Genomic DNA, 23,366 nt, shown 5'->3' with positions numbered 1-23,366 from the left:
GAGTCTGCTCCTTATGTGGTGGTCAGGCCTGGATCGGCCAAGGTTGAAGGGGATGGGGTGGGAATGGATTTCGGACCAACGAAGCGGGTGCGCTGCTCGCCGAGCCCGGTTATCGAGGCCTTTACGGAGTCTCCGGGCCGCAGAAACCGGCCGTGGTGGATCCCGAACCCGGCGGGGGAGCCGGTGCAGAGCAGGTCTCCGGGGCGAAGACGGGTGTGTTGGGACAGGTAAGCCATCTGTTCGGGGATGGTGAACAGCATGTCGTCGGCCGTGTCGTCCTGCATGGGTGAGCCGTTGAGCGAGAGCCGAAGCCGCAGTGACGAGGGGTCGGGGACCTGCCAGGCCGGCACGAACCAGGGTCCAAGCGGCAGCGACCCATGCATTCCCTTGCACTGCAGCCAATCCGAGGCCAGCGCGGGCAAGTCGGGCCGGAAGATGCGGGAGCGAATGGTCAGGTCGTTGACCACGCAGTAGCCGGCGACCACCGCCTCAGCCTCCGGCAGCGTCAGGCGGTAGCCGGAACCTCCGACGACGGCGCCGATCTCCACTTCCCAGTCAAGGGTGTCCAAGTCCGGCTCCAGGGCGAGTTCGCCATCAGCGGGGCCAACCCTGTCGTTGCTGGTCAAGCAGACGTAGGGGCTGCCATCCCGGCGTCGGAGTTTTAGTGCCTGGGCGGTGTCGGCCGCTAACTGCCCGGCGTCGGCGGGGTCGCCGGCGTCCACCGCGGCTTCGATGACCTGGCGGCGGTAGTTCCCGATGGTGCAGAAAACCTGGGTGGGCTGGATGGGAGCCTCGAGCCGCAGGGAAGCCACCGGAACGCCCTCTTCGCGGATCGCCGCTGAAGTCTGAGGGAGCTCGATGAGCCGGCGAAGCTCCGCATGGACGCTGCCCCAGTGGGCAATCAGCTCAGTGAGTGAGGCGAATCCGGCGCAGGCCCAGCGTCCGGCCCACGCCTGCAACGGAAGTGCCTTGCCGCTGCGCACCAGCCAGATGGCTGCCTTTTCGTGGGGGAGGCCCGCCTGGGTCAGGACGATTCCCGCGGGAGCGACGCCGTCGTCGATCTTATCTTCTTCAAGCATAATGCTAACGATAGCACAGATGAAGGCGAATGCCAGATGCTTACCCGTAAAAGTAGGAGGTCGACGCTAAATCATTCCCGGTTTTGATCCCATCCCTTGACACCTCAGCGTCATGGGGGAATAGTGCTAACGATTGCACATAGAGAGAGGACAAGCCATGACTGTACGCAGAGTGGTGACCGGCATGGACGGATCTGGAAAGTCCGTTTTTGTTTCCGACGGACCAGTGCCCAACAGCCATGCGTTCGCGAGTATGCCGGGACAGGCTCAGGTCCGGGTCTGGTTTACACCGGGGGTGCCATCAGGTTCGCTGCCGGAGGGGGAACCTACCGACAACCACGGCCCGGTGGTGCCGGGGCCAGGCGGGGCCAGCTTCGTGATCGTGAGCTACGCACCGGAATCCGTGGTGATGAGCCCGGGCTTCGATCCGGGCGCCGCAGGGCAGGAGATGGCGGCCTACGCCCCTGACCTTGCGGAGGTGTTCGAGCCGGACGGCATGCACCGCACGCCCAGCGTCGACTACGGAGTGGTGCTGGACGGGGAGCTGTGGCTGGAGCTCGACGACGGCGCACAGGTGCTGTTGAGCCCGGGTGACACCATAGTGCAGCTTGCCGCCCGCCATGCCTGGCGGAACAAGACAAAGACGCCGGCGACGGTGGCATTTGTGCTCACCGGCGCCGGCGCCTAAGTACTGTCCCGTGTCTCAGGGACACCTCGGCTGGCCGTCCCCGAAGGGACGGCCAGCCGGAAACTTCACTAGGGAATGACTACATAGTTGCTGAAGCCACCGCGCGGGTCCTTCAACCGCCCTGAGATGGCATTGTTAACGTCTGACAACGGGAAGGCCTCAGTCTCAAGGTAGCTGAGGTCCAGGGTTCCTGTCTCGACCATGTCTGCCATCTCCTGGCCCTGGGCTGCGGTGAACCAGTTCGAACCGATAATCTGCACCTGCTCGTCCATCAGCCACTTCATGTCCACTGGGACCTCGTCGGCAACTCCGCCGACGTTCACCACGCGGCCGCCACGCCGGACCCCCTTCATGGAGTCCACCATGGTTGCGGCGTCAGCCCTGGCCCCGAGCGCACTGATCACGAAGTGGGCACCGTCGCCCCGCGTCCGGGCCTTGGCCCACTCCCCGGAGGACTGCTCCCCGAGGTTCATGACCTCTATCCTGTTCGGGGCGAGCGCCTTCACGCGCTGGAGCAGCTCCGCGTTGCGCCCCGTGCCCAGGATCTTCGCAACGCCCATGCTCAAACAAAGCACGGTAGCAGCCACGCCCAAGGTACCGGTGATGCCGTCTATCAAGCCCACCGTGCCGGGTCCGGCATCGGCCAGGCGCAGGGCACCGTAAGCGGTGCCGATGTAGCCAAAACGGGCTGCCAGCTCAAACGGAAGGTTGTCAGGAATCTTAACCAGAGCCTGTTGTGGCGCGGTCATGAACTCACTGAACCCGCCGTAAGGGTAGAGATCAAAGATCCTCTGGCCATCGCGGGAGGTGCTGAAATACCCGTTGAGGGTGTAGTAGCGGCAGCGGCTGGGGGTTCCCCCGGAACAGGCGTAGCAGCTGCCGCAGGAGCGGAGCGGGCTCACATACACCCGGTCTCCGGGTTTGATGTTGATGACGGACTCGCCCACTTCTTCCACCACCCCGGTGGGATCGAGCCCGAAGATCGCCGGAAATTTGGGGATCGGTTGGTGCGGAAACCAAGTGGGCCAACTATTGATCACGTTGGCCATGTTCGGCACAATGCCGACGGCCTTGACCCTGACCAGTACATCCGTGGGTCGGGGCTTGGGTACTTCGATGGTGTCGATCGACATCGGATCGCCGATCTGATGCAGTCTGGCTGCGCGCATCGTCGCCATTGACGGCTCCTTCTGGGAAAAGGGAGTGGTTCTGGGGGAGGGAGGCAGGCAGCTACTTACGGTAGCTGTCCTCGAGTTCAATGCCGAGGAGGCCCATTATCCGGACGCCTGAGTTGTACCAGGCGATGGTCAACGTGAGCTCCACCATCTGCTGGTCATCGAGGTGCTTGGCTGCAGCTGACCAGCTTTCATCGGACACATTCACGTTGATGGTGGATTCACGCGCCAGCGCTATCACTGCGCGTTCGAGGTCATTGAACAACTCAGTGCTGGTGCCGTCGGCCACTGCGGCAAGCTGCTCATCCGTGAGTCCGGCTTTGAGGCCATGGGACTGGTGGTGCGCGATCTCATACTCAGAGCCGGTGGCGTGACCCACGGACAGGATGGCAAGCTCCCGCAGCTTCGGGCTCAGCAGGGAGCTGTCGCGCATGGCGTTGGCGTAGGAGAGGAACGCGTCGAGCAGCACCGGGGCGTTCGCCAGTGAGCGGAAGATGTTGGCTGTGGGCATTTTGCGTTCCGCCTCGATGCGGTCCCACAGCGGCTGCTGGTGGACCGAGACGGCGTCGTCGCGGGACAGGGAGGGAACTCGGGACATAGTGTGGTGCTCCAGTCGGGTTGGGGTGTCAGCGGGGCTGGCAATCAGGGGAGTTGGGGGCTGGCCAGGAACTTTTCCAGCGTCATGGGGGCAGGGCGGACAGCCGGGGACTTCAGTGGTGTGCCGACGAAGGGCGAGGCTTCGAAGTACCACTGTTCCAGGGCCGGCAGGCCCCAGCGTGCGTTGGTGCTCACCGATGCGGCGTCCCAGCGAACAGGCTCGGTCTCAAGATCGATGGTCTGGTAGTGGCTATTGAAGACCTCAACGCGGTGGCCGTCCGGGTCCCGGAGGTACGCGAACAGCATGCCGCCCGGGCCATGACGGCCCGGACCACGCTCCACCTGGTCGCCATAGCCCAGGATGCCGGCGAAATCGCAGGCGGTGAAGATGTCGTGGCTTTCCGAGACTGTGTAAGCGAAGTGGTGGAGGCTTGGACCGGCGCCGGGCACCATCGCCAGGTCGAGGCAGGTGCCCTTGCGGTACATAAAGGCTCCCACAAGTTCATCGCCATGCTCGAGGTACTCCGAGTTTCGGAATCCCAGTTCGCTGTAGAACGCGCACAACCCGTAGACGTCGGGCGTGAGCAGTTGGAAGTGGTCCAGCCGCTGGGCGTGGGCGCCTTTGTACTGCTCAAAGTTGATGTGCAGCCGTGGCCGGGTCTCCATGGTTGCGCACAGCTCCACGGGAGTGCCGGCGGGGTCTGCAACATGCAAGGTGCGGCCTTGATGTGGCATGTCCACCCACTCGGCCGGGAGTCCCCGCTCACGAAAATAGCTGTAGGCCTCGTCCAGGTCCTCTTCAAAGAAGACGCGGAAACCTATCCGGCGGGCGGTGCCGCCGTCTTTGCTCTTCTCCAGCACAAGGCTGTGATGACAGGCCTCGGCGAGGCCACGCAGGTAGACGGTGGAGTTGTCCTCCTCGGTCACCACCAGGCCGAGGACAGTGGTGTAGAAGTCACGGCTCGCGGCAAGGTCGGCGACATTCAGGCGCAGGTGGCTGGTTCGGGTGATGTTGAATGGCGGACGTAGATCGACCGGTGGCAGCATATTTGTCCATCTCCAATGTGATTTATGTCATGCTATCGTTAGCATCATTACTTTTAGGTTCGCGCAAGGGACGCAGCTTTTGGTTGGTAATTCGGTTTCAGGCGGAGCGCTCGCGCGATGCCGCGGAAGGTGGGGCAGTGCTGCCCCTTTGCACGAGCCAGCCCACTGACGCCGACTCGTAGGGGTCATTTCCAGCAGGCGGATTGTTGAGCCGGCGGATGAACCATAGGCCGCAGGAGGTGGCCACATCGCCGATGGGAAGGCTGACGGTAGTCAGGCCAGGCCCCCACCAGGAGAACCCGCTTTGATCGCCGAAGCCCACCACGGACAGTTCCGTCGGAACGTCGATGCCCATCTCCAGTAATCCGTCCAGAACGCCCACAGTGTGAAGGACGGAGCCAAGGACGACGGCGGTGGGCGGACTGGGTCGGTTCAGTAGCCGGCGGATGGCCTCCCGGGCGTGCTCGGGAGACGCCGGTGGGCCCAACTCGATAAGCTGCGAGCGTTGTGGAACGTTGCTTTCGTGCAGGGCCTGGCTGTAGCCTTCGAGCCGCTCCCGGCCTGTGGGCAGGTCGGCGGGCGCTCCGATATAGGCGATCCGGGAGTGGCCGAGATCGAGCAGGTGCGTCGTGGCATCCTTGAGCGCGCGACGGTCGTTGATGCCGAACCACTGGGCGCCCAGAGATGAATGCTTGCGCAGTAGTTGGACGTACGGCATTCCGCTCAGCATATTGATCGAATCGCTGTGGGGATTTGGGGTGGGGGCAATGACAACCCCTGCCGCACGGCTCGCCGAGAGCTCGCGAAGATGGCGCCTCTCAATGAGGCGGTCATCGAAAGTCTCGGCCAGCATCAGCTGATAGTCCTCGCCGGCCATGATCGTAGACAGCTCATGGGCAATCGTGAAGTAGAAACTGTTCCGGATATCAGGGATGACCAGCCCAACCACGTTGCTGGGAGCCCCGCGCATCATTCGTGCGGCATGGTTGCCTACGTATCCGAGCTCGGAAGCCGCCTGGCGCACCCGCGCCTTGGTCTGGTCGCTGATGCGCGCGTCATCGGCCAGTGCGCGGCCCACTGTGGAGACCGACAGCTGCAGGTGTGCAGCGATATCCTTGGTGGTGACCATCGTTCCTCCTGTGAAGCCGGTGAGCGGTTGCTATCGGGAACCGGGCTGGGATCAGTGTACTGATGCGGCCTGGACTGACGCGCCATCCCGAGCGCCAGCCCATTTCAACGTACTGGCATGAAGGCTCAAATCGTGCCAGCGACGAGGACTACTAGTGCTAACGATAGCACTCCTGCGGTAGTCGTCAAGGCGGATGACTTTTGTGATCAGAAGTACCAACATGCTCTTGACTCGGCCAGTGAGCGTGCTATCGTTAGCACAAGTTCCACATCTCGTCGCATCCAATCTGCACAGACTGCACGAGCAGAAACGGGCAGCTTCTATACACTGCGACGCACGAGGCGGGTCCCACCTGACCAGGGGAGGAGACTTCCGGGCCTGGTCAGGATCCGGCCACCTGCCGTACTTCATGTCATTCCGTTGATCATTGGCCGATTCGGCCAGCAAATCCACATGAGAACGAAATCCTCCCGACTAGGAGACAAAGATGTCCCACTCGACCCCCTTCGGCACAGGCCAGCCTTCGGCCCCAGCTGGACCTTCCACCGACCCCGCCGTGCCCACATACCCGGAACCCATGGACGCTATTTCCATGGATGCGGTTCCGTCCAGCCCTGCACCATCACGGGTCAAGGACAATCCCGAGGGCATGCCCACCAAGGTGGTTGCTGGTGTGTCGCTCGCGGTACTGGCCATCACATTTATGCTCAACGCGATGGACAGGCAGGTCTTCTTTCCCTTGCTGGGCACTATCAGCACTGAGTACGGGTTCAGCCTGCAGGCCGGCGGACTGCTGGCCACTATCTTCACCTTGGGGATGGCTATTGCAGGCATCCCTGCGGGGTTCCTGGTGGAGCGCTTCTCGCGCAAAACCGTCCTGATAGTCAGCATTGCGATCTACTCCCTGGGCACGCTGGCCACACCGCTTGCCGCTTCGTGGGGCGACATGGCCGTGTACCGGGTCATCTCCGGGCTGGGTGAGGGCATGCAGGCCGCAGCTCTGTTCGCCGCGGTCGGGTCGTTCTTCCACCTCCGGCGGGGCCTCGCCCTGGGTATATTGGGCTTCGCATTCGGCCTGGGTGCAACCTTCGGGCCCGCCCTCGGCATCATGTTCGCCGGCCAGTTCGGAACGTGGCGTGCGCCCTTTACGATCTTCGGGGCACTCGGTCTGCTGCTCGCAGTGGTGGTCGCGTTCACCGTCAGCCGCAAGTTCACCGAGCGGGCCATCAGCCTGACCGGCGTCGAAGGATCCTATGACTACATGCCGGACAGGGCGTACAACCGCAACTCCTTGGCGATCGCGGCTGCCGCCGGCTGCGGCTCCATCGCGCTCTATGGATTCCTGGGCCTGTACCCCACATTCCTGACCACTCAACTGGGCATTTCCACCGGAGAGTCCGCCGTGGCACTGAGTTTCGTGGGTCTGGGCGGCCTCGCCGGTCTGCTCGGGGGCTGGATCGGGGACCGGATCAACCAGCGGACCCTGCTGATCGTTTCCCTGGCTGTCATGGCGGTGCTCGGCGTGCTGATCTACCAGCTCAAGGCACCGTTCGCCTGGCAGTGCGTCTTCGCCTGCCTCATGGGGGTGTTCGGTACTGGCGTCTTCTTCCCCAACATGAACAGCGCCATCCAGCGGGCAGTCCGTCCGCACCAGGTGGGGCGCGCCGCCGGTCTCTTCGTCACCTGCTACTACGGATCGGCAGCCTTTTCCGGCTTGCTGTTCGCTGCGCTGGTGCCAAGCGTCGGTTGGCAAGGAGCCGGCCTGCTGCAGGTGACCGTGTTGCCGCTGGCGGCCGCCGCCATCATGCTGATCGTCCGGACTCCGCTCTTCAACAACGCGGTCCGCGCAGCCAGTCATTGATCACCCCGCTGATCACCAACTAAGGAGTTCCAATGATTGACACCGATCCGCAACGCCCGCCTGCCGGCGCGCTGGCGGGGATCATCGTCGCAGATTTCAGCAGGGTGCTGGCGGCGCCGTACGCGACGATGCTGTTCGGTGACCTTGGCGCCGACGTCATAAAGATCGAGCGTCCCGGTTCCGGTGACGATACCCGCCACTGGGGTCCGCCGTTTACCGATGATCATGAGGCGACGTACTTCCTGTCGGTCAACCGCAACAAGCGCTCCTTTACCGCAGACATGTCAGCGGCGGCCGACCATGAGGACCTGGTCGAACTGATTCGGCGCGCCGACGTACTGATCGAAAACTTCCGGCCGGGCACGATGGCAAGGTACGGGCTGTCCTACCACCAGATGGCAGAGATCAACCCACGGCTGGTGTACTGCTCCATCACAGGGTTCGGCTCCCACGACGCCGCGGCGGACCTGCCGGGCTACGACCTGCTGGTGCAGGCCGTCGGAGGATTGATGAGCGTCACCGGGCCGGCACCTGGTGAGCCGGTCAAGGCCGGCGTCGCCCTGGTCGACGTGCTGACGGGGCTCCATGCCGCGATCGGTGTGCTGGCCGCCCTGCGGGCGCGGGAGACAACAGGACGGGGCCAGCTTGTTGAGGTCAATCTGCTAGGCACTTTGCTGTCCAGCATGGTCAACCAGAGCGTGGGCTACACCGCCGCGGGCTCGGTTCCGGGCATCCTGGGCAACCGGCACCCGTCGATCGCGCCGTACCAGCTGTTTCCCGCTTCGGACAGGTCAGTGGTCATCGCTGTTGGCAACGACCGGCAGTTCACTCAGCTCTGCACCGCACTTGGCGTTCCACAGGCAGCAAACGATCCACGTTTCGCTACCAACGCTGCCCGCGTCGCCCACATCGATGAGCTCGACAGCATCATCACGGAACGGACAACCGGCGAAACCGCCGACCACTGGTACAGGTTGCTGTCAGCGCATGGGATTCCCTGCGGGCCGGTCAATAACATCGCCGAAGCCTTTGCCATGGCCGGCGAACTTGGTCTCAGCCCCCGCGTAAGCGTTGGAGCCGGCCACGACAACACCGACCGCGATGGCGTGGGCCAGGACAGCGTAGACCTGGCCGCCAATCCGATCACTTTATCCGACACCCCAGTGTCCTACCGCCGGCGCCCACCCCGGCTTGGGCAGCACGCCGACGAAGTCCGTGCCTGGCTCAACAGCCTGCCAGCCACAGATTCCCCACAACTCCACAACAAGAACACCAACGACCAGCCAATGGGAGCACACCCGTGATCGACCTCGCCACCGACTACCTTGACATCGACTCACTGCTCAGCCAACAGGAGCTCGACCTGCGCAGCCAGGTCCGCCAGTTCGTCGATGACCGCATTCGGCCCAACATCAACGCCTGGTACGAGGACGCGGTTTTCCCTCAGGACCTTGTCAAAGAGATGGGAAGCCTGGGCCTGCTCGGCATGCACCTGAACGGCTACGGCTGCGGCGGCCGCAGCGCCGTCGAATACGGAATAGCCGCTATGGAACTTGAAGCCGGCGATTCAGGCATCCGAACTTTTGTCTCCGTGCAGGGTTCCCTGGCTATGAGCGCCATAGCCAAGTTCGGGTCAGAGGAGCAAAAGCGGCAATGGCTCCCTGGCATGGCTGCAGGTGAGCTCATCGGCTGCTTCGGCCTCACCGAACCAACTGCGGGCAGCGATCCCGCCAGCATGGTCACCCGGGCGGAACGTGTTGGGCACGGCTGGGTGCTGAATGGGGCCAAGCGCTGGATAGGCCTTGCCTCCATCGCGGATGTGGCGGTCGTCTGGGCAGCTACCGACGACGGCATCCGCGGTTTCGTCGTCCCGACGGACACCGAGGGCTTCCTGGCCACCCCGATCCCGGACAAGCTGTCCATGCGGGCCTCAATCCAGTGCGACATCACCATGGAGAACGTCCAGTTGCCCGCCACTGCCGTACTCCCCGAAGTCACTGGTCTCCGGGGCCCCTTCTCCTGCCTCAACGAAGCCCGGTACGGCATCCTGTGGGGCGCCATGGGCGCCGCCCGCGATGCGTACCAAACCGTCTTGGCTTATGCCAACCAGCGGACCCAGTTTGGCAAGCCGCTCGCTGCGTTCCAGCTCACGCAGCAGAAGCTGGTGGACATGGTGCTGGAGATCCAAAAGGGGACACTGGTGGCCCTCCAGACCGGGCGCCTGAAGGACTCCGGACGGCTGCGTCCCGAGCAAATCTCCTTCGGGAAGCTCAACAATGTCCGGCAGGCAATTGAGATCTGCCGCTCCGCGCGCACCATCCTCGGCGGAAACGGGATCACGCTCGAATACTCGCCGCTGCGGCACGCAAACAATCTTGAAAGTGTGCGGACCTACGAGGGCACGGACGAGATCCACACCCTGATCATGGGCCGTGCCATCACCGGCATTCCAAGCTTCTCCTAGTCCCATGACTCAGCCCACGGAAACCGTCACCGAGATCGTCACGACCTATATGGACCACGCCGGTTTCCGCTTCGCGGTCCTAACCTTGGCTAACACGGGCAACCGGCCCGTGACACTGGGCCCGGCATCCCTGGCCCGGTTCAAGGCCGCTGTGCTTTCACTAAGACTGGATGGAGTTGACGCGGTCGCCGTTACAGGTAAGGGCGCGGTATTTTGTGCCGGCGCCGATCTGAAGTCGATGACAGAGGCCACCACCCTGGAGCAGGCAGAGAACGTGGCGCGCCAGGGCCTCGATGCGCTGGGCAGGCTGGCGGCGCTTCCCGTGCCAACTTTCGCGTTCGTCAACGGAATCGCGCTGGGCGGCGGGCTCGAACTGGCCCTCCACGCCGACTACCGTACTGTCGCAGACTCGGTTCAGGCCCTTGGCTTTCCCGAGGTCCGGCTCGGGCTGGTTCCAGCTTGGGGCGGCATACCGCGAACAGCAGCGCTACTCGGACCCGCCCGGACGGCCCGGCTGGTGGTCACGGATTCGCTCGCTGGCAAGAACCTGTCAGCCAAAGCCGCGGCTGGGCTTGCCTTGGTCGATACGGTGTTGCCGGAGGAGGGATTCCTGGTAGCGTCATTGGATTTTGCCGCCGGGATCCTCGCCGGCACTGCTGGAGCCCCGAGCCGCCCGGGCCCAGCCGAAGAGGAAGGGCAGCCCGCCGGGTTCGCTTATTCCACAGCGCTGGAGGCGGTCCTGACTCAACTCGACGCCCGCCTCCATGGTGCTGCGCCTGCTCCTTACCGCGCCTTGGACCTGATCGCAGCGACCGATGTCACCGCCGGCGCCGCTGCTCAGACGGCAGCAACGATCCGGGCCTTTGGAGAGCTACTGCTTTCCGATGAGGCGCGAGCAAGCATTTACGCCTTTCACCTCACGAAGTCCATGGCCAAGAGGCCCACGGGCAGGCCGGACGCCGAGCCGCTGTCCGTGCGCGCGGTTGGCGTCATCGGTGCCGGACTCATGGCCAGTCAGCTCGCCCTCGTCTTCGCCCAGCAGTTGCGCGTCCCAGTACACATCACCGATCTGTCCCAGGAGCGCATCGACTCAGCTTTGGGCCGGATCGGCGCGGACCTGGGCAAACTGGTGGACCGGGGGATCCTTCACGAAAGGGATGCGGATGCCGTCCGCGACCTGATCACGGGGGGCACGGACAAGGCCGCTTTTGCCGACTGCGACGTCGTCATTGAAGCAGTTTTTGAAGAACTCGAGGTGAAACGGGCAGTGCTCGCTGAGCTCGAACCGATGCTGCGGCCGGACACTCTGCTGTTGACCAACACCTCCTCATTGTCGATTGAAGCTATGGGTCACGGCCTCGCGCATCCTGAACGGCTGGTCGGTTTCCACTTTTTCAACCCCGTAGCCGTGCTGCCGCTGGTGGAGATCATCACCTCACCTCGCACAGACGATTCCTCGCTTTCGACGGCGTTTGAGCTTGCCCGGCGTCTACGCAAAGCCGCCGTGCTGGTCACGGATACGGCCGGCTTCGTGGTGAACCGTGTGCTGACCCGCCTGTTCAGCGAGATGCTCTCGATGATTGACGACGGCGCCGATCCCGCCACCGTGGACGGTGCATTGGAACCGCTGGGCCTGCCCATGACTCCACTGCAACTGCTGCAATACATCGGCCCGGCCGTGCAGTTGCACATCTGCAAGGCCATGCATGCGGCCTATCCGGCGCGCTTCCCAGTAAGCACCAGCCTGGCTGCGCTCGTCGCCTCCGGGAGCGCCGGCTATTTGGACGACGAAGGCGGGATTTCACCTGCCGCCGTCGACCTCCTGCCTGTGCCGAGGTCCGTCGATCCCGTCGCCGTCCAATACAGGATTCTGTCCGCGCTGGCCCAGGAAGTCACAGCCATGCTCGACGAGGGCGTGGTGGCCGGACCGGAGCAGATCGATTTGTGCATGATCCTCGGCGCCAACTATCCCTTCCATGCAGGAGGGCTGACGCCGCTGCTGGACCGGAAAGTTGGCACCACTTTCCACCCCGGCCTGCGCGTTTCCCAAGGAGAAGATATGAAGAAGACGTCAGATGTTGTGATCGTAGGGGCAGCACGCACCCCGCAAGGCAGGCTTATGGGACAGCTTGCATCACTGTCCGCCACTGAGCTCGGCGGCCAAGCAATCTCGGCGGCCCTGGACAGGGCTGGAATCCACCCCGATGTGGTGGACGCCGTCATCATGGGTCACGTCCTCCAGGCCGGGGCGGGACAAAATCCTGCCCGCCAGGCGGCCGTCGCCGGGGGGATTCCGCTTGGCGCCCACGCCTCCACCGTCAATAAGGTGTGCCTCTCCGGCCTGAGTGCCATTATCGAGGCGAGCCGCCTGCTGCGGTTGGGAGAAGCCGATGTAGTGGTGGCAGGCGGACAGGAGTCGATGAGCAACGCCCCACACCTTCTGGCAGGCTCGCGCGCCGGACATCTTTATGGAAACGCCGCCTTAGTCGACTCGGCGGCTCATGACGGACTTACCGATGCCTTTGACCACGAGGCCATGGGCCTGGCGACGGACCGCATAAATGAGGCTATCGGGATTGCCCGCGGGGAACAGGACAGGACTGCGGCCGATTCCCACCGCCGGGCTGCTGCCGCACAGGCGGCCGGGCTCTTCGACGCCGAGATCGTCCCTGTTAAGGTGCCCCATCGGGGCGGACAGACCGAACTGGCAACCATGGACGAGGGCGTACGCCCGAACAGCAGCGAAGAACTGCTGGGTCGGCTCCGGCCTGCCTTCTCACCCAACGGCACAATCACGGCCGGTAATGCCTCACCGCTCAACGACGGTGCGGCCGCCGTCGTCCTTACTACCCGCCGCTACGCGAATGACCATGGACTTGAGGTCCTGGCCGTACTCGGTGCCCCCGGGCAGACAGCCGGCCCCGACACGTCACTGCCGGACAAACCAGCCCGTGCAATCGGCAAAGCACTGGCAAAGGAGGGCTGGAACGCGGCTGAACTGGATTTCGTGGAGATCAACGAGGCCTTTGCCTCGGTAGCGCTCCATTCTGCCGCACAGCTTGGCGTCGGGATGGAGAGGATCAACATCAACGGCGGAGCGATCGCCCTAGGCCACCCTATCGGCGCTTCCGGTGCACGGCTGGTGGTCAGCGCCGCCTACGAACTCCTACGGCGCGGCACCGGCAAGGCAGCTGTCGGCTTATGCGGCGGCGGCGGCCAGGGGGAAGCCCTGCTCCTCAGCCGCTGAATAAGGGTTTGCCCTGCTCAATTTTCACGACTGCACAGCTGAACAACACCACCAACAGGAAAGAAGGGAACCGCCATGAAGTCCCGGCGGCTAATCAATCATCCGACAGGGAGCACTCCAACGGTCATAAGACTCCCACTGACATGCACTGAACACATCCCGCCCGAGATACAGTTGCTCGGCCCCTACGATGCTGATGCCAATGGCCAAATCACTCAGGCAGTTTTATGGCGCGCAAAGCCAAGTGGATCCGCCCATGTCAAATAATCTGCACGGAAAATTGTGCCATCACGGTACTGCCCCCGCTGAGCTCTGTACGAGCGTTGTATTGCCCGACCAGCATCCTCAACCAGCTATGTATACCGAACGCGGGCTGGAGAATCTTCCGCTCCCGTCCGCATCTGTGCACGAAGAGATCATGCCAGAGGGTCCTCTCCTCGGCTCGGCAGCGTGGATTGGATGGTGGTTCGAAATCTGATGTTGCACCACTTCGAGCGGCCAGGAACTCACTGGCTTCATCAAGATAGCCCTACCAACCATGGAGTCGCTGATATGACGGGTCGACGTATTGATGACTGGACTCATCTGGCCGGGCGCACCATTTGTGTACGGAGAGGGAGCCGGTATAGCCGGATTGGAAAAGTAGAGGCAGTAACACCAAAGGCTGACATGCTATGGATGCTTGGCGATGGTGTGGAACCTCGCGTTCTCTTCGAAAAATCGCAAGGCTACACAGCTTGGACTGTCACGGAAAGGGAGTTCAGCGCACCGATTGAGCAATTCGTCCTGACTGAGGGCCGCGCAATCCTCCAACGGCCCACAGCAGGGTGACCCGGCGCCTGGGCAGGATCGAATGCAGGTGTTCGTGTGTGCCCCTGACCCGATCAAAGGGCCACAGGGGCTGGCAGGGACGTGTTGGGATTCAGCCGTAAGAGCGGTGCGCTCCAGAAGAACTGGGTGCACCGGATGCAGGGGAAACCAAGGCTCGCCTGATGGGGGCTTTAGACCGCTGCTGAGCGTTCCCGGTGGGCCCGGACGTTGGCCCGGTTTCCGCAGACCTTGACGTCGTGCCAGGCGCCGCTGTTGTTTTTGGAGCGGTCGAAGAAGACGACGTCGCACGTCTCGCTCTTGCATGACTTCATGCGGCGTAGGACGCCTTCGAGTTGACTTTGGTGGCAGATGAGAAGCAGCGCCATCTCGAAGTACTGCCAGCCCTCCCCGTCTGGCCGGAGATCGATACCTCCGGTGGAGACTGCCATCACGGGACGATAGGCAGGGTTTTCGCCCAACCCAGTTCGTCGATGGATATCCATTGCTCGGTCACTGTGTCGGCCCATTCCTGGGCGGTGTCCAGGGTGGCGAGTAGGTCGGGGGGAGCTATGGTTCCCTCTGTGATGGTGTTGAGGAAGTCCTGAACGAGACCGAGGGTTCCGGGCGCGACAGAGAGCCCGTAGCGGGTGGTAGCGGGCCAAGCCATGTAGCGTCCGGATCCGTCAGTCATGGTCAGATGTTTCTCCCTACACTACTGTTCCGGCATGAGGTGCTTGGTGAACCATTGCAGGGCTGCACCGGAGGTGGCTTCGAATTCGCTGAGGTAGGCGTCAAAGTGTCCCCCGGGGAAGAGCAGCAGCTCTTTGGGTTCGAGGGCGCGCTGGTAGGCCTCCAGTGCCAGATCCGTTGGTGTCACCGTGTCGCTGTCCCCGACGATCATCAGCAGAGGCGTCGGTGAGATGCGTCCGATGAAGATCCCGGGTTCGTAGGCCCGCGCCGCCCGTGTTGAGCGTATGGTGACGTTGTTCTCCCAGAGCCCGTCGGGGATGGGTTGCAGGTAGAACGATACGGCTTCCGGATCGGTGTAGCTGGCAGGGACGGACCCGTCAGAGACCAGGGCGATACGGTGCGGTTCCTCACCGGCGAGTTGTGCGCGGTCATCGGCCGCGAACGAGGCCTGCAGTGCTGCCAGTTTTTCGGGGCTGACCCGCCGGAGTCCTTGCTGGTAGCCGCTGATGGTGGGCACTTGCGAGACGATCGCCTTCAACCGGGGTTCGGTAGCGCCCAGGACGAGTGCGTGGCCTCCCGAGTAGCTCGAGCCCCATAGCCCGATCCGGTCCGGATCTACTTCCGGGCGGGACTCAAGGTAGGTGATGGCCCTGCGCCAGTCTTCGATTTGCTGCCAGGGGTTGATGTCCTGGCGCGGTGTTCCATCACTTTCTCCGAAGCCGCGGTGGTCGTGGAAGAGCACGACGAAGCCGGCGCTGGCGAAGGCTTCGGCATAGGGGAGTGCGCCCTGTTCCTTGACTCCTCCGTACCCCATGGAAAGCGTCAGTGCCGGGTGTGGGCCATCACCTGTCGTGGGGATGTAGAGGTTGCCCCGAAGCTCAACGTCGCCGTCGGCACGGAAGCTGACCCGTTCGATCGTGAATTTGCCCTGGGTTTGCGATCGCGGCGTTTGGTGCTGATCATTGGACATGGCTGACTCCTTTGTCATTGTCAGTGCAGTTACTAAATCGGGGGGGACCCGTCGTGCCGGTGCTCTACATGTATCGTTCGACCGCCGATGGTCAGGGAATAGGTCTCCTCGCGCAAGACCATCAGCACTAGGAGGCCATTAGGCCGCCGTCGACGAGCAGGATGTGTCCGGTTACAAAATCGGAGGAACGCGATGACAGGAAAATCACCGGCCCGATCAGGTCCTCCACGTCACCGATGCGCCCGAGCGGAGAGAGCCCCTCGAAGAACTTCACCTGACCCGGTTGATCCGTTATTGCTTTGATGAACGGTGTGCGTACCAGGGACGGTGCAACAGCATTGACGCGGATGTTCTGCGGCCCCCATTCAACTGCCAGCGATCGCGTCATGTTGACGACAGCACCCTTGGTGGCCTGGTAAGCCAGGTTCGGGTACCACCCGCCGGACAGCCCCAGTGCCGAGGCAGTATTGACGATCCTGCCACCTCCGCCAGTGAACATAATTGCGGCCGCGGCCCGGGCGGCAAGCATCGATCCAGTCATGTTCACCGCGATCACCAACTGCCAGTCCGCCATGCTGAGCTCAGTGGTCTTCACACGCCGGTTGACGCCGGCGTTGTTGAAGAGCACGTCGAGTTTGCCGTGCTCGTCGGCGATCCGCGCGAAACCGTCGGTTACGGATGCCTCGTTAGTGACATCGATAGCGACCGCAGTTGCGCCATGACCAACTTCCGCGGCGGCCAATTCGGCGGCCTCCTCGTTGGCATCGGTGATGATGACGGTCGCGCCCACATCGGCGTATGCCGCGGCCAAGGTTTTTCCAATGCCGCTCCCGCCGCCTGTGACGACGACGACGTCGCCGTCAAGGCGGAAGCGATCGGTTGTCTCGTTCATGGTGTAGCTTCCTTGTCGGCGGGATTTAGTTGAGGGTGTTGTCGGCCAGCGCGCGCGCCTCCCGGCGACGTGACGCGACCCCGAGCAGGATCATTGCGATCGTTCCTATGAGGAGCGGGAAGCCGATTGCAAAGAAGATCTGCCCGGTGCTCCAGCCGAGGGAGAGCATGACGCCGCCGACAATGCCGCTGACAATGGTGCCGACGCGACCGAATCCGTGCATCCACGAGACTCCCGTACCACGGGCCCTTGTTGGGTAGACAAGCGCGGCAAGCGCGTTGACGCCCGTGTTCGTTGCGGGGAGAAACAGTCCCCAGGCGAAGGCGGCCACCAAGAGGCCGGAGAATCCGAGTGTGAACGCCGCGACAGCCCAGATTGAGAGGGAACCGAGGCAAAACATGACTCCGAGCACTCGGAAACTGCCGAGCTTGCCCATGGCGAAACCGACGAGCAGCGAGCCCACCGTGCCGCCCCAGCCGTACATTGCGACGATCACGCCGGCATCTGCAGCGGTCAGCCCGTAGGCATTGATGATGAGGGGCAAGTAGTTGACGAGGAGGTACGTGACCGAAAGCCCAATAAAGTAGCAGACCCATAGCAGGATGCTTGAGGCCAGGAACTGCTTGGACAGCACGACTCGGACGCCGCCCTCCCGTACAGGCTCGGCGCGATCGATGCCGAGGTTGATGTTCTCAACGTCAGCCGATGGCGAAATTGCCTGGAGAGTGTGCTTGACCATCTCGGGGGAGCGTTCCTTGAGCGCCAGGAAGGTAACCGACTCCGGGATTTTCCACGCGAGCAAGGGGATGATCGCGAGCGAGAGTATGCCTGCAGTGACCAGGAGCGCCTGCCATCCGAGGGTCGGAACGATTGCTGCTGCCAAGTAGCCGCACAAGATCACACCGAAAGTGAATCCGGAGAAGGCGATGGTAATGAGAGTGGAACGTCGCGCCGCCGGCACAAACTCGGCTACGAGAGTGACGATTGTAGGCAGGACGGCGCCGAGGCCAAGACACGCCAACAAGCGGGTGGCGCCAACCATCTCAACAGTTTGCGAGGCGGCACCGAGAAGCGTGAAGACTGTGAACCACGCGGTCCCCACCAAGATGATTGTCCGTCGTCCGAAGCGGTCGGCGAGGGGGCCACCGAGTATGGCGCCAACGGCCATACCCACTACACCGAGAGTAACCACTGCGGTAATCGCGGCAAGGGGCGTCCCCCATTTGGCCACGATCTGCGGAAAGACGAAACTCCACGCCTGGACATCGATGCCGTCGAGGGTGATCACCAGGAACGCAAGGACCACGATGGACCAGCGTCTTCTTCCTACGGGTTGCGAGTCGAGGAAACCCTGGATGTTCGTTTTCGCGGAGGTCGTATCAGTGGTCGCCACGATCGGCGAGGTTTTGTCAGAAGTAGCCACGATCGGCCTTTCTTGGGATCAGCATTGACCCGGTAGATGAGTGTGAGGGAACGTCTAATTCGTAGGTGACATGCACTGCGGATCTCTTAGAGAATCGAACGACCGCCGTCGATCACGAGTGTTTGACCGGTGATGTAGGAGCCGGCCGGCGAGGCGAACAGCAGGACAGCACCCACCACCTCTTCCGGTTCTGCGATGCGCCCGAGGGCCGTCTTGCGCGCGGCTGCGTCGCCGCGTTGGTCGTCGTCCCAGACGGGAGCGGCGAATGGTGTGCGCACGATCGAGGGAGCAATGCTGTTGATTCGGATGCCGCGGCTGCCCCATTCCGCCGCGATGCTTCGAACGAAGGCGTCCGTGGCTGCCTTGCCTGCGCCGTACGCGCCGAGCGAAATGCTGGCGCGAACTGAGGCAATGCTTGAAGTTGCGACTATGGACCCGCCACCGTTCTTCGACATCATCGGCAGGAAGCCACGCATCAGCTCGAAGTTGTTGAGGACCCCGCTGAAGAGGCGGTCGAGTTCCTCGCGGGTAGTCTGTTCGATCGGGCCCATCGGCGCAAATGGCGTGGCATGCGCAATCAGGATGTCGATGGGCCCGAATTCGTCGGTGACGGCCGCTGGGAACGAGCGCACGTTATCCGAACTCGAGAGGTCGCATGTTGTGCCCGAAACCTCGATACCGTCGCTGGCCAGCATCTCGACTGTGCTACTAACATCGTCCGCGTCGAAGCTCGAGATGATGGTGTCTGCCCCGTGCAGTGCAAAGGCTCGAGCGACAGCAAGTCCCATGCCGGAAGTTGCCCCCGTGATCACGGCGCGCTTGCCGCGGAGTTCAAAGGGGCTTCCGGGCGCAGTGGCCACCTGGTGCATTGAGGGCATGGGCTCGGAGAGTTCCTGTTGTCGTTGAGGGAATAGAGCGGCGTGATGGCCGCTCGCGATGGCTGAGTATCCATTGCCACTGGATGTCGTAGGTGTTGTGGAAGTCTCCATTGAATTCCAGTCCTGTCTAATTAGAGGAGAAATGATAGAAAGGGGTTTCGGATGACGTGCCAGGGCGGCCCCGATGACCTCGTTGCATTCGCCAATGCGTCCGACGGGGACCTTTCTGCTGGGCCGGCCCAGGCATCAAAGCCCTTGGCAATGGCCAGTCCCTTACCCGGCGTCGGGTCCGGTGACCAAAACTCTTCCCCGACATTCGAAGGGGGAATGGATCACTTCATGCCGCCGTTGTCCTGGTCCCTGAGAAACTTCAGGACATGTTCGCTGAAGGTTTCCGGGTACTGGAAGAGTGAGGCGTGTCCGGAGTCGGGGTAGATGATCAACTGGGCGTTGGGAATGCGCTGGGCCATTAGGAAGGAGTTCGGGGTGGGCACCATGACGTCATTGGAACCATTGACGACCAGGACCGGGTGCTGGATGTTCGCCAGCTCCGGCAAGGTGGAGCCGTTGCCTTCCCACCAGTCAACGATGGCGGCGCGCTGTTTTGCGCCGGCCTCGGCAGTTACATTGGCGCGCCCGGGACGCTCGGGAGTGTAAATGCGGTCCATGTAGGCGCGGGTTGCGGCTCTGCCGGTCCCTTTACCGTTGAACCACAATGCCTGGAAGGTGAGTTCCGGGTCTCGTACTGCATTCACCCAGTGTTCAACCTCCGGCCCGGGGTAGGTGGCTCCTTCGCCGCCACCAGGACCCGTACCTACGAGGATGATGTTCCGGACCAGCTCCGGCTCGGTCAGGGCGATGCGCTGGGCGATGTACCCGCCCATCGAGAAGCCAAGCAGGTCCGCCTTCTCAACACCAAGGGATTTGATGAACTCGATGGCAGTCTTGGCCATCTCGGTAATGTTGGCCCCAACCTCACCGTCGCTGAAGCCCACGCCGGCGTTGTCGAAGGTGACCACGCGGCGATCCTGGGAGAGCAGTTCGATGACAGTGGGATCCCAGTCGTCGATGCTTCCGCGGAACCGGCTGAACAAAACCAGCGGAACGCCGGATTGGTCTCCGAATTCGCGGTATGCCAGCCCAGTGCCGTCAACGTCGACAGAGCGCACAGGGGTAGCAAGGTACAGAGAGGACATGCCTTTCCTTTCAGATTGGGAATGCAGGGGCAATGCCCGACAGCCGCAATGACTACATTCTCGGTAGTTACTTCGGAAGTCACTACGTTTTCAGTAGTCGATGGTGATGCGTGCAACATTATTCCGTGGCAGCGTGGCTGTCAACGATTGGATTCAGCATCCCATCCGCGAACTTTCCTACCTTTCCACCCAGGGCATCGAAAGGTCGATGTCGGAAACCAGATTGCCGCCGCCGAAGCTCATGTTCTCCAGCGGAATGGCATGCATAAGCAGAGTTACATCGTCCTGGTCGACGCCCACGCGTTCCACTGCGTAGCGGGTGACCAGCTCGGCGAGCCTGCGCTTCTGCTCGATAGTCCTGCTGTCACCGAAGGTTACGGTCACGATCAAGCGCCGGTCGGACCTTTTTTGGGCCGGGAATGTTGGGTGGATGAAGAGCTCATCCACGCCATGCTCGCTGATGACGACAAAACGATCATCCATGGGCGTTTCCATCGCTTCATGAAGCGCAAGATTCAAGGCATCGGCAAGAGCACGCTTCTCCTCGCTTGAGAATTTTTGAGCTGGAATATACGCGTGAAATATGGGCATAAAACTTTTCCTTTGTAGTTGCTGGGCTTGAACAGCGTTCGAAGTGGAACTTCCAGCGAATCGAATCAACAATCGCCGGGAACATGGCCTGAAGGCCAACCGCGGCCGAGTCGCGAAGGGGAATGTAGCGAACGCGATGGCCTCCGGATCGCACTTACTCCATTTTCGATAGTTACTCGGGGGGTTGCTACGTTTTCAGTAGTAAGTGGTGATGGCAGCTACATTATTCCGTCACAGTGCGCCTGTCAACCCCTCACGTTGACTCATGGAAAAGGTCCTCGGCGGGGCATAGGTTGCCTCGTTGAAAAAGGTCCGGTTGGGGCTGGTCGTGGACATCCTTGGCAATGGAGGTGCGACCCGTGCGGGCCCGGCCCGCTCTCGCACCGTTTTATGGCGCGGGTCGTTGAGTTGGTCGTGTGTTGGACCGTTCTGCTGGCGCCGGCCAGCAAACGACTGGCGCCGACGGCTGCCTGAGTTGGTGCCGACGCCCCGGCTCCGGCATGGTGCAGACCAGACCGCCGTGAACTTCGCCGATGCGCCGGCTAACGGCTGGAGGCGCCTGACCCGACGGTTACGGGCTCGCTGAACCAGCGGGATATGACGTTCTGGGCATAGCCTGAGACCATAATGGGGTCAGCGGCATCGGGCGTGCGGGCGTGTTCGTATCCCCAGTTATCCAAAACCTTTATCAGCACCTCGAGTTCCTTGCCAGCGGACGTCAGCTTGTACTCGAACCGGGGAGGCCTTTCGTTGTACAGAGAGCGCTCGAAAATGCCCGCGTCCACCAGAGTGGCCAGCCTCTTGGACAAAACCGTGGGCGAGATGGAGAGACTCTCCAGGAATTCGTCGTAGCGGCTCTTGCCCCAGACAACGGCGTCCCGGATGATCAGCACGCTCCATTCGTCACCGATGGCTTCGAGAGCATGGGCGACGTTGCATTTCATGCCGTCAAAGCTGCTTCGGCTGCGCATTGTCACACCGCCTTTCTGGGGTTGACTCAATAACTGATCTACCGATGTAACTCCTGAGTTGATAGTTATCATACCCGAAGGCCCGAAATTCAGTTCGGAGTGAGAGTCAGCCGCACGATGGGTCCCAGACAGGAGTGCCTGGCTTGAAGGAACCCAAGTACCGAGGGACAGTCCCGTTATTGCGTAGGAGCGTGGCGCACTATAGAGGGGCCCTGCCGCAGGGGTGGGGGAGTAGGCGTCATGACTTGTCAGCCATGACGATGATCCGTACTCCGTTCATCACGAACGAGCCCCTCATGCTTCATATTTCGACGGGTCACCCGATTGAGATTCCGGCCTTTTGGTCCAGCGCGTATCCCTGGCCTGCCAAGTATTTGAAAGCACTCCACGTTGGCGAAACCAACTGGCAGCCATACTGATGATGGGCGGCGAACGATGGCCGCCGCTTCGCTCCCGCTCGAAATACGGCGGGGCCGCCACAAGACAGACATGCCAGTTCCTGTCGGGCTGCTTTTTGTTGTTCCGGGAGAAGAACCGCGAACTCCGGGGCGGTCCATTCCGTGCCATCCAAAATGTTCTTTGCCATGTACACGGCGCCTCCTCGTGTAGTTGTCATGGACAGTTGAGCGATGTGCTGCGGCCCAGGTGAGTCGGGCCCCGCCAACGTAACGGTGCTTTCAAAGCACGTGACGGTGGCGGGGCTGGCCCTTTGCTCCGGGTTGCAGGTGCAGTGCAGGCTTCAGGATTTGGAGCTTGGTCGTCCAGGGATATGGCTAAGAATAGATTTGGTGAAGCCACCGTCGACACAAATGTCTTGCCCGGTGACGTAGCCCGCCAGAGGGCTTACGAGAAACTCGATCACGTTGGCAATGTCCATGGGATCTCCAATTCGTGCCAAGGGGATGATGTTTTCCCTGGCCTTCTTGATTTGGGGATCGGCGTACATTTTTTCGGTCATCCGTGTGTGAGTCATTCCGGGGGAGACCACATTGACGCGAATTCCTTCAGGCGCCCATTCCAACGCGAGAGTTTGGGCCAGCATCGTCAACGCGGCCTTACTGGGGCTATAAGCACCTGATCCTGCGTGTGGTATCTGGCCAGACATTGAAGAGGTAAAGCAGGCGGATCCGCGGCTCTGCTTCAAATGCGGGTGGCTTGCTTTGGCAAGAAGCCACGGTCCGCGAAGGTTGACGGAGAACATTTCGTCCCAGTCCTCGATTGTCACGTCACAGATAGCACCAGGATTTGCGATCCCGGCATTCGCTACCAGGGCGTCCAACCCACCAAACTCCGCTACCGCAGCTTCCACCAATTGACTTGGTACATCCGGATCGCCGAGGTTGCCCGCCAGTGCTATCGCGGTACCGCCCATTGACTGGATCGAACGCACCACCTGGTCTTGGTTGCCGTTCGATTCGTGTCCTGCCACTGCGATCATGGGGTGTACGCCGCGGGCAAGAGCCGCCTCTGCGATTCTTAGGCAGGCAGATGCTCCTATGCCGCTGCTTCCACCACTGACCAAAGCTCTCATTAAACGTCGTCCTTATCATCGGTTCACTTGAGAAATACTTCTATTGCTTGAGAATCAAGAGCTGCCCAATTTTACCGGCCACCTGATTCGCAATGTGAACTATTTAGAATTTCTAATTCGACCTACG

At 61.9% G+C, this 23,366-nt stretch carries 20 protein-coding genes and 1 pseudogene; 6 read left to right on the top strand and 15 right to left on the bottom strand.

What is annotated here, in order from left to right:
* Positions 1–11 precede the first annotated feature (11 nt).
* A complete protein-coding gene (locus AC6I97_RS14060; RefSeq protein WP_497945197.1) occupies positions 12–1,079 on the bottom strand; it encodes a fumarylacetoacetate hydrolase family protein in 1,068 nt (355 codons plus the stop codon).
* 157 nt (positions 1,080–1,236) lie between these two features.
* Here AC6I97_RS14060 and AC6I97_RS14055 point away from each other — a divergent pair, with 157 nt between their 5' ends.
* On the top strand, positions 1,237–1,767 hold the full coding sequence (locus tag AC6I97_RS14055; protein WP_224090019.1) for a cupin domain-containing protein: 531 nt from the start codon (positions 1,237–1,239) through the stop codon (positions 1,765–1,767).
* A 68-nt stretch (positions 1,768–1,835) separates the two neighbouring features.
* On the opposite strand, the gene AC6I97_RS14050 is transcribed toward AC6I97_RS14055, so the two are convergent.
* The 4 genes from AC6I97_RS14050 to AC6I97_RS14035 form a co-directional block, all read right to left on the bottom strand.
* The gene (locus tag AC6I97_RS14050; RefSeq protein WP_497945196.1) at positions 1,836–2,945 is read right to left on the bottom strand and encodes an alcohol dehydrogenase catalytic domain-containing protein; all 1,110 of its coding nucleotides are present in this window, start codon (positions 2,943–2,945) and stop codon (positions 1,836–1,838) included.
* A 52-nt stretch (positions 2,946–2,997) separates the two neighbouring features.
* A complete protein-coding gene (locus tag AC6I97_RS14045) occupies positions 2,998–3,540 on the bottom strand; it encodes a carboxymuconolactone decarboxylase family protein (protein WP_497945195.1) in 543 nt (180 codons plus the stop codon).
* A gap of 44 nt (positions 3,541–3,584) precedes the next feature.
* Positions 3,585–4,586: a VOC family protein gene (locus tag AC6I97_RS14040; protein ID WP_497945194.1), complete on the bottom strand. Its 1,002-nt coding sequence runs from the start codon at positions 4,584–4,586 to the stop codon at positions 3,585–3,587.
* Positions 4,587–4,683: 97 nt separating this feature from the next.
* The gene (locus AC6I97_RS14035) at positions 4,684–5,715 is read right to left on the bottom strand and encodes a LacI family DNA-binding transcriptional regulator (RefSeq protein ID WP_497945193.1); all 1,032 of its coding nucleotides are present in this window, start codon (positions 5,713–5,715) and stop codon (positions 4,684–4,686) included.
* A gap of 487 nt (positions 5,716–6,202) precedes the next feature.
* Between AC6I97_RS14035 and AC6I97_RS14030 the strand changes: the two genes are divergently transcribed.
* From AC6I97_RS14030 to AC6I97_RS14010, 5 genes and pseudogenes are all read left to right on the top strand, one after another.
* A complete protein-coding gene (locus AC6I97_RS14030; RefSeq protein ID WP_497945192.1) occupies positions 6,203–7,576 on the top strand; it encodes an MFS transporter in 1,374 nt (457 codons plus the stop codon).
* Positions 7,577–7,608: 32 nt separating this feature from the next.
* The gene (locus tag AC6I97_RS14025; RefSeq protein ID WP_497945191.1) at positions 7,609–8,880 is read left to right on the top strand and encodes a CaiB/BaiF CoA transferase family protein; all 1,272 of its coding nucleotides are present in this window, start codon (positions 7,609–7,611) and stop codon (positions 8,878–8,880) included.
* Positions 8,880–10,040, top strand: coding sequence for an acyl-CoA dehydrogenase family protein (locus AC6I97_RS14020; RefSeq protein WP_497947119.1), 1,161 nt, complete (start codon positions 8,880–8,882; stop codon positions 10,038–10,040). Before AC6I97_RS14025 ends, AC6I97_RS14020 begins: the two co-directional genes overlap by 1 nt.
* Before the next feature lie 4 nt (positions 10,041–10,044).
* Positions 10,045–11,811: pseudogene (locus tag AC6I97_RS14015) on the top strand (3-hydroxyacyl-CoA dehydrogenase NAD-binding domain-containing protein); the annotation flags it as partial.
* A 288-nt stretch (positions 11,812–12,099) separates the two neighbouring features.
* Positions 12,100–13,287, top strand: a complete 1,188-nt coding sequence (locus AC6I97_RS14010; RefSeq protein ID WP_497947116.1) for an acetyl-CoA C-acyltransferase — start codon at positions 12,100–12,102, stop codon at positions 13,285–13,287.
* 1,001 nt (positions 13,288–14,288) lie between these two features.
* On the opposite strand, the gene AC6I97_RS14005 is transcribed toward AC6I97_RS14010, so the two are convergent.
* From AC6I97_RS14005 to AC6I97_RS13960, 10 genes are all read right to left on the bottom strand, one after another.
* Entirely contained in the window at positions 14,289–14,546 is a 258-nt protein-coding gene (locus AC6I97_RS14005) for a CGNR zinc finger domain-containing protein (RefSeq protein WP_497945190.1), read from the bottom strand.
* A complete protein-coding gene (locus AC6I97_RS14000) occupies positions 14,546–14,788 on the bottom strand; it encodes a hypothetical protein (protein WP_497945189.1) in 243 nt (80 codons plus the stop codon). Before AC6I97_RS14000 ends, AC6I97_RS14005 begins: the two co-directional genes overlap by 1 nt.
* A 21-nt stretch (positions 14,789–14,809) precedes the next feature.
* A complete protein-coding gene (locus AC6I97_RS13995; RefSeq protein WP_497945188.1) occupies positions 14,810–15,757 on the bottom strand; it encodes an alpha/beta hydrolase in 948 nt (315 codons plus the stop codon).
* Positions 15,758–15,884: 127 nt separating this feature from the next.
* Entirely contained in the window at positions 15,885–16,649 is a 765-nt protein-coding gene (locus AC6I97_RS13990; RefSeq protein WP_497945187.1) for an SDR family NAD(P)-dependent oxidoreductase, read from the bottom strand.
* 25 nt (positions 16,650–16,674) lie between these two features.
* Entirely contained in the window at positions 16,675–18,072 is a 1,398-nt protein-coding gene (locus tag AC6I97_RS13985) for an MFS transporter (protein ID WP_497945186.1), read from the bottom strand.
* An 86-nt stretch (positions 18,073–18,158) separates the two neighbouring features.
* Positions 18,159–18,950 (bottom strand): SDR family NAD(P)-dependent oxidoreductase, encoded by a 792-nt coding sequence (locus AC6I97_RS13980; RefSeq protein WP_497945185.1) that lies wholly within the window; start codon positions 18,948–18,950, stop codon positions 18,159–18,161.
* Between the two features lie 332 nt (positions 18,951–19,282).
* On the bottom strand, positions 19,283–20,146 hold the full coding sequence (locus AC6I97_RS13975) for an alpha/beta fold hydrolase (protein ID WP_497945184.1): 864 nt from the start codon (positions 20,144–20,146) through the stop codon (positions 19,283–19,285).
* A 177-nt stretch (positions 20,147–20,323) separates the two neighbouring features.
* A complete protein-coding gene (locus AC6I97_RS13970) occupies positions 20,324–20,737 on the bottom strand; it encodes a tautomerase family protein (RefSeq protein WP_224090036.1) in 414 nt (137 codons plus the stop codon).
* A 542-nt stretch (positions 20,738–21,279) separates the two neighbouring features.
* Positions 21,280–21,708 (bottom strand): winged helix-turn-helix transcriptional regulator, encoded by a 429-nt coding sequence (locus tag AC6I97_RS13965; protein WP_224167393.1) that lies wholly within the window; start codon positions 21,706–21,708, stop codon positions 21,280–21,282.
* A 739-nt stretch (positions 21,709–22,447) separates the two neighbouring features.
* Entirely contained in the window at positions 22,448–23,239 is a 792-nt protein-coding gene (locus AC6I97_RS13960) for an SDR family NAD(P)-dependent oxidoreductase (protein WP_224090039.1), read from the bottom strand.
* Positions 23,240–23,366: the final 127 nt, after the last annotated feature.

It is taken from the genome of Arthrobacter sp. TmtSoilC48, from assembly GCF_059739425.1.
The sequence above is the reverse complement of the archived record's forward strand: the minus strand, read 5'-3'. Positions and strand labels throughout refer to the sequence as shown.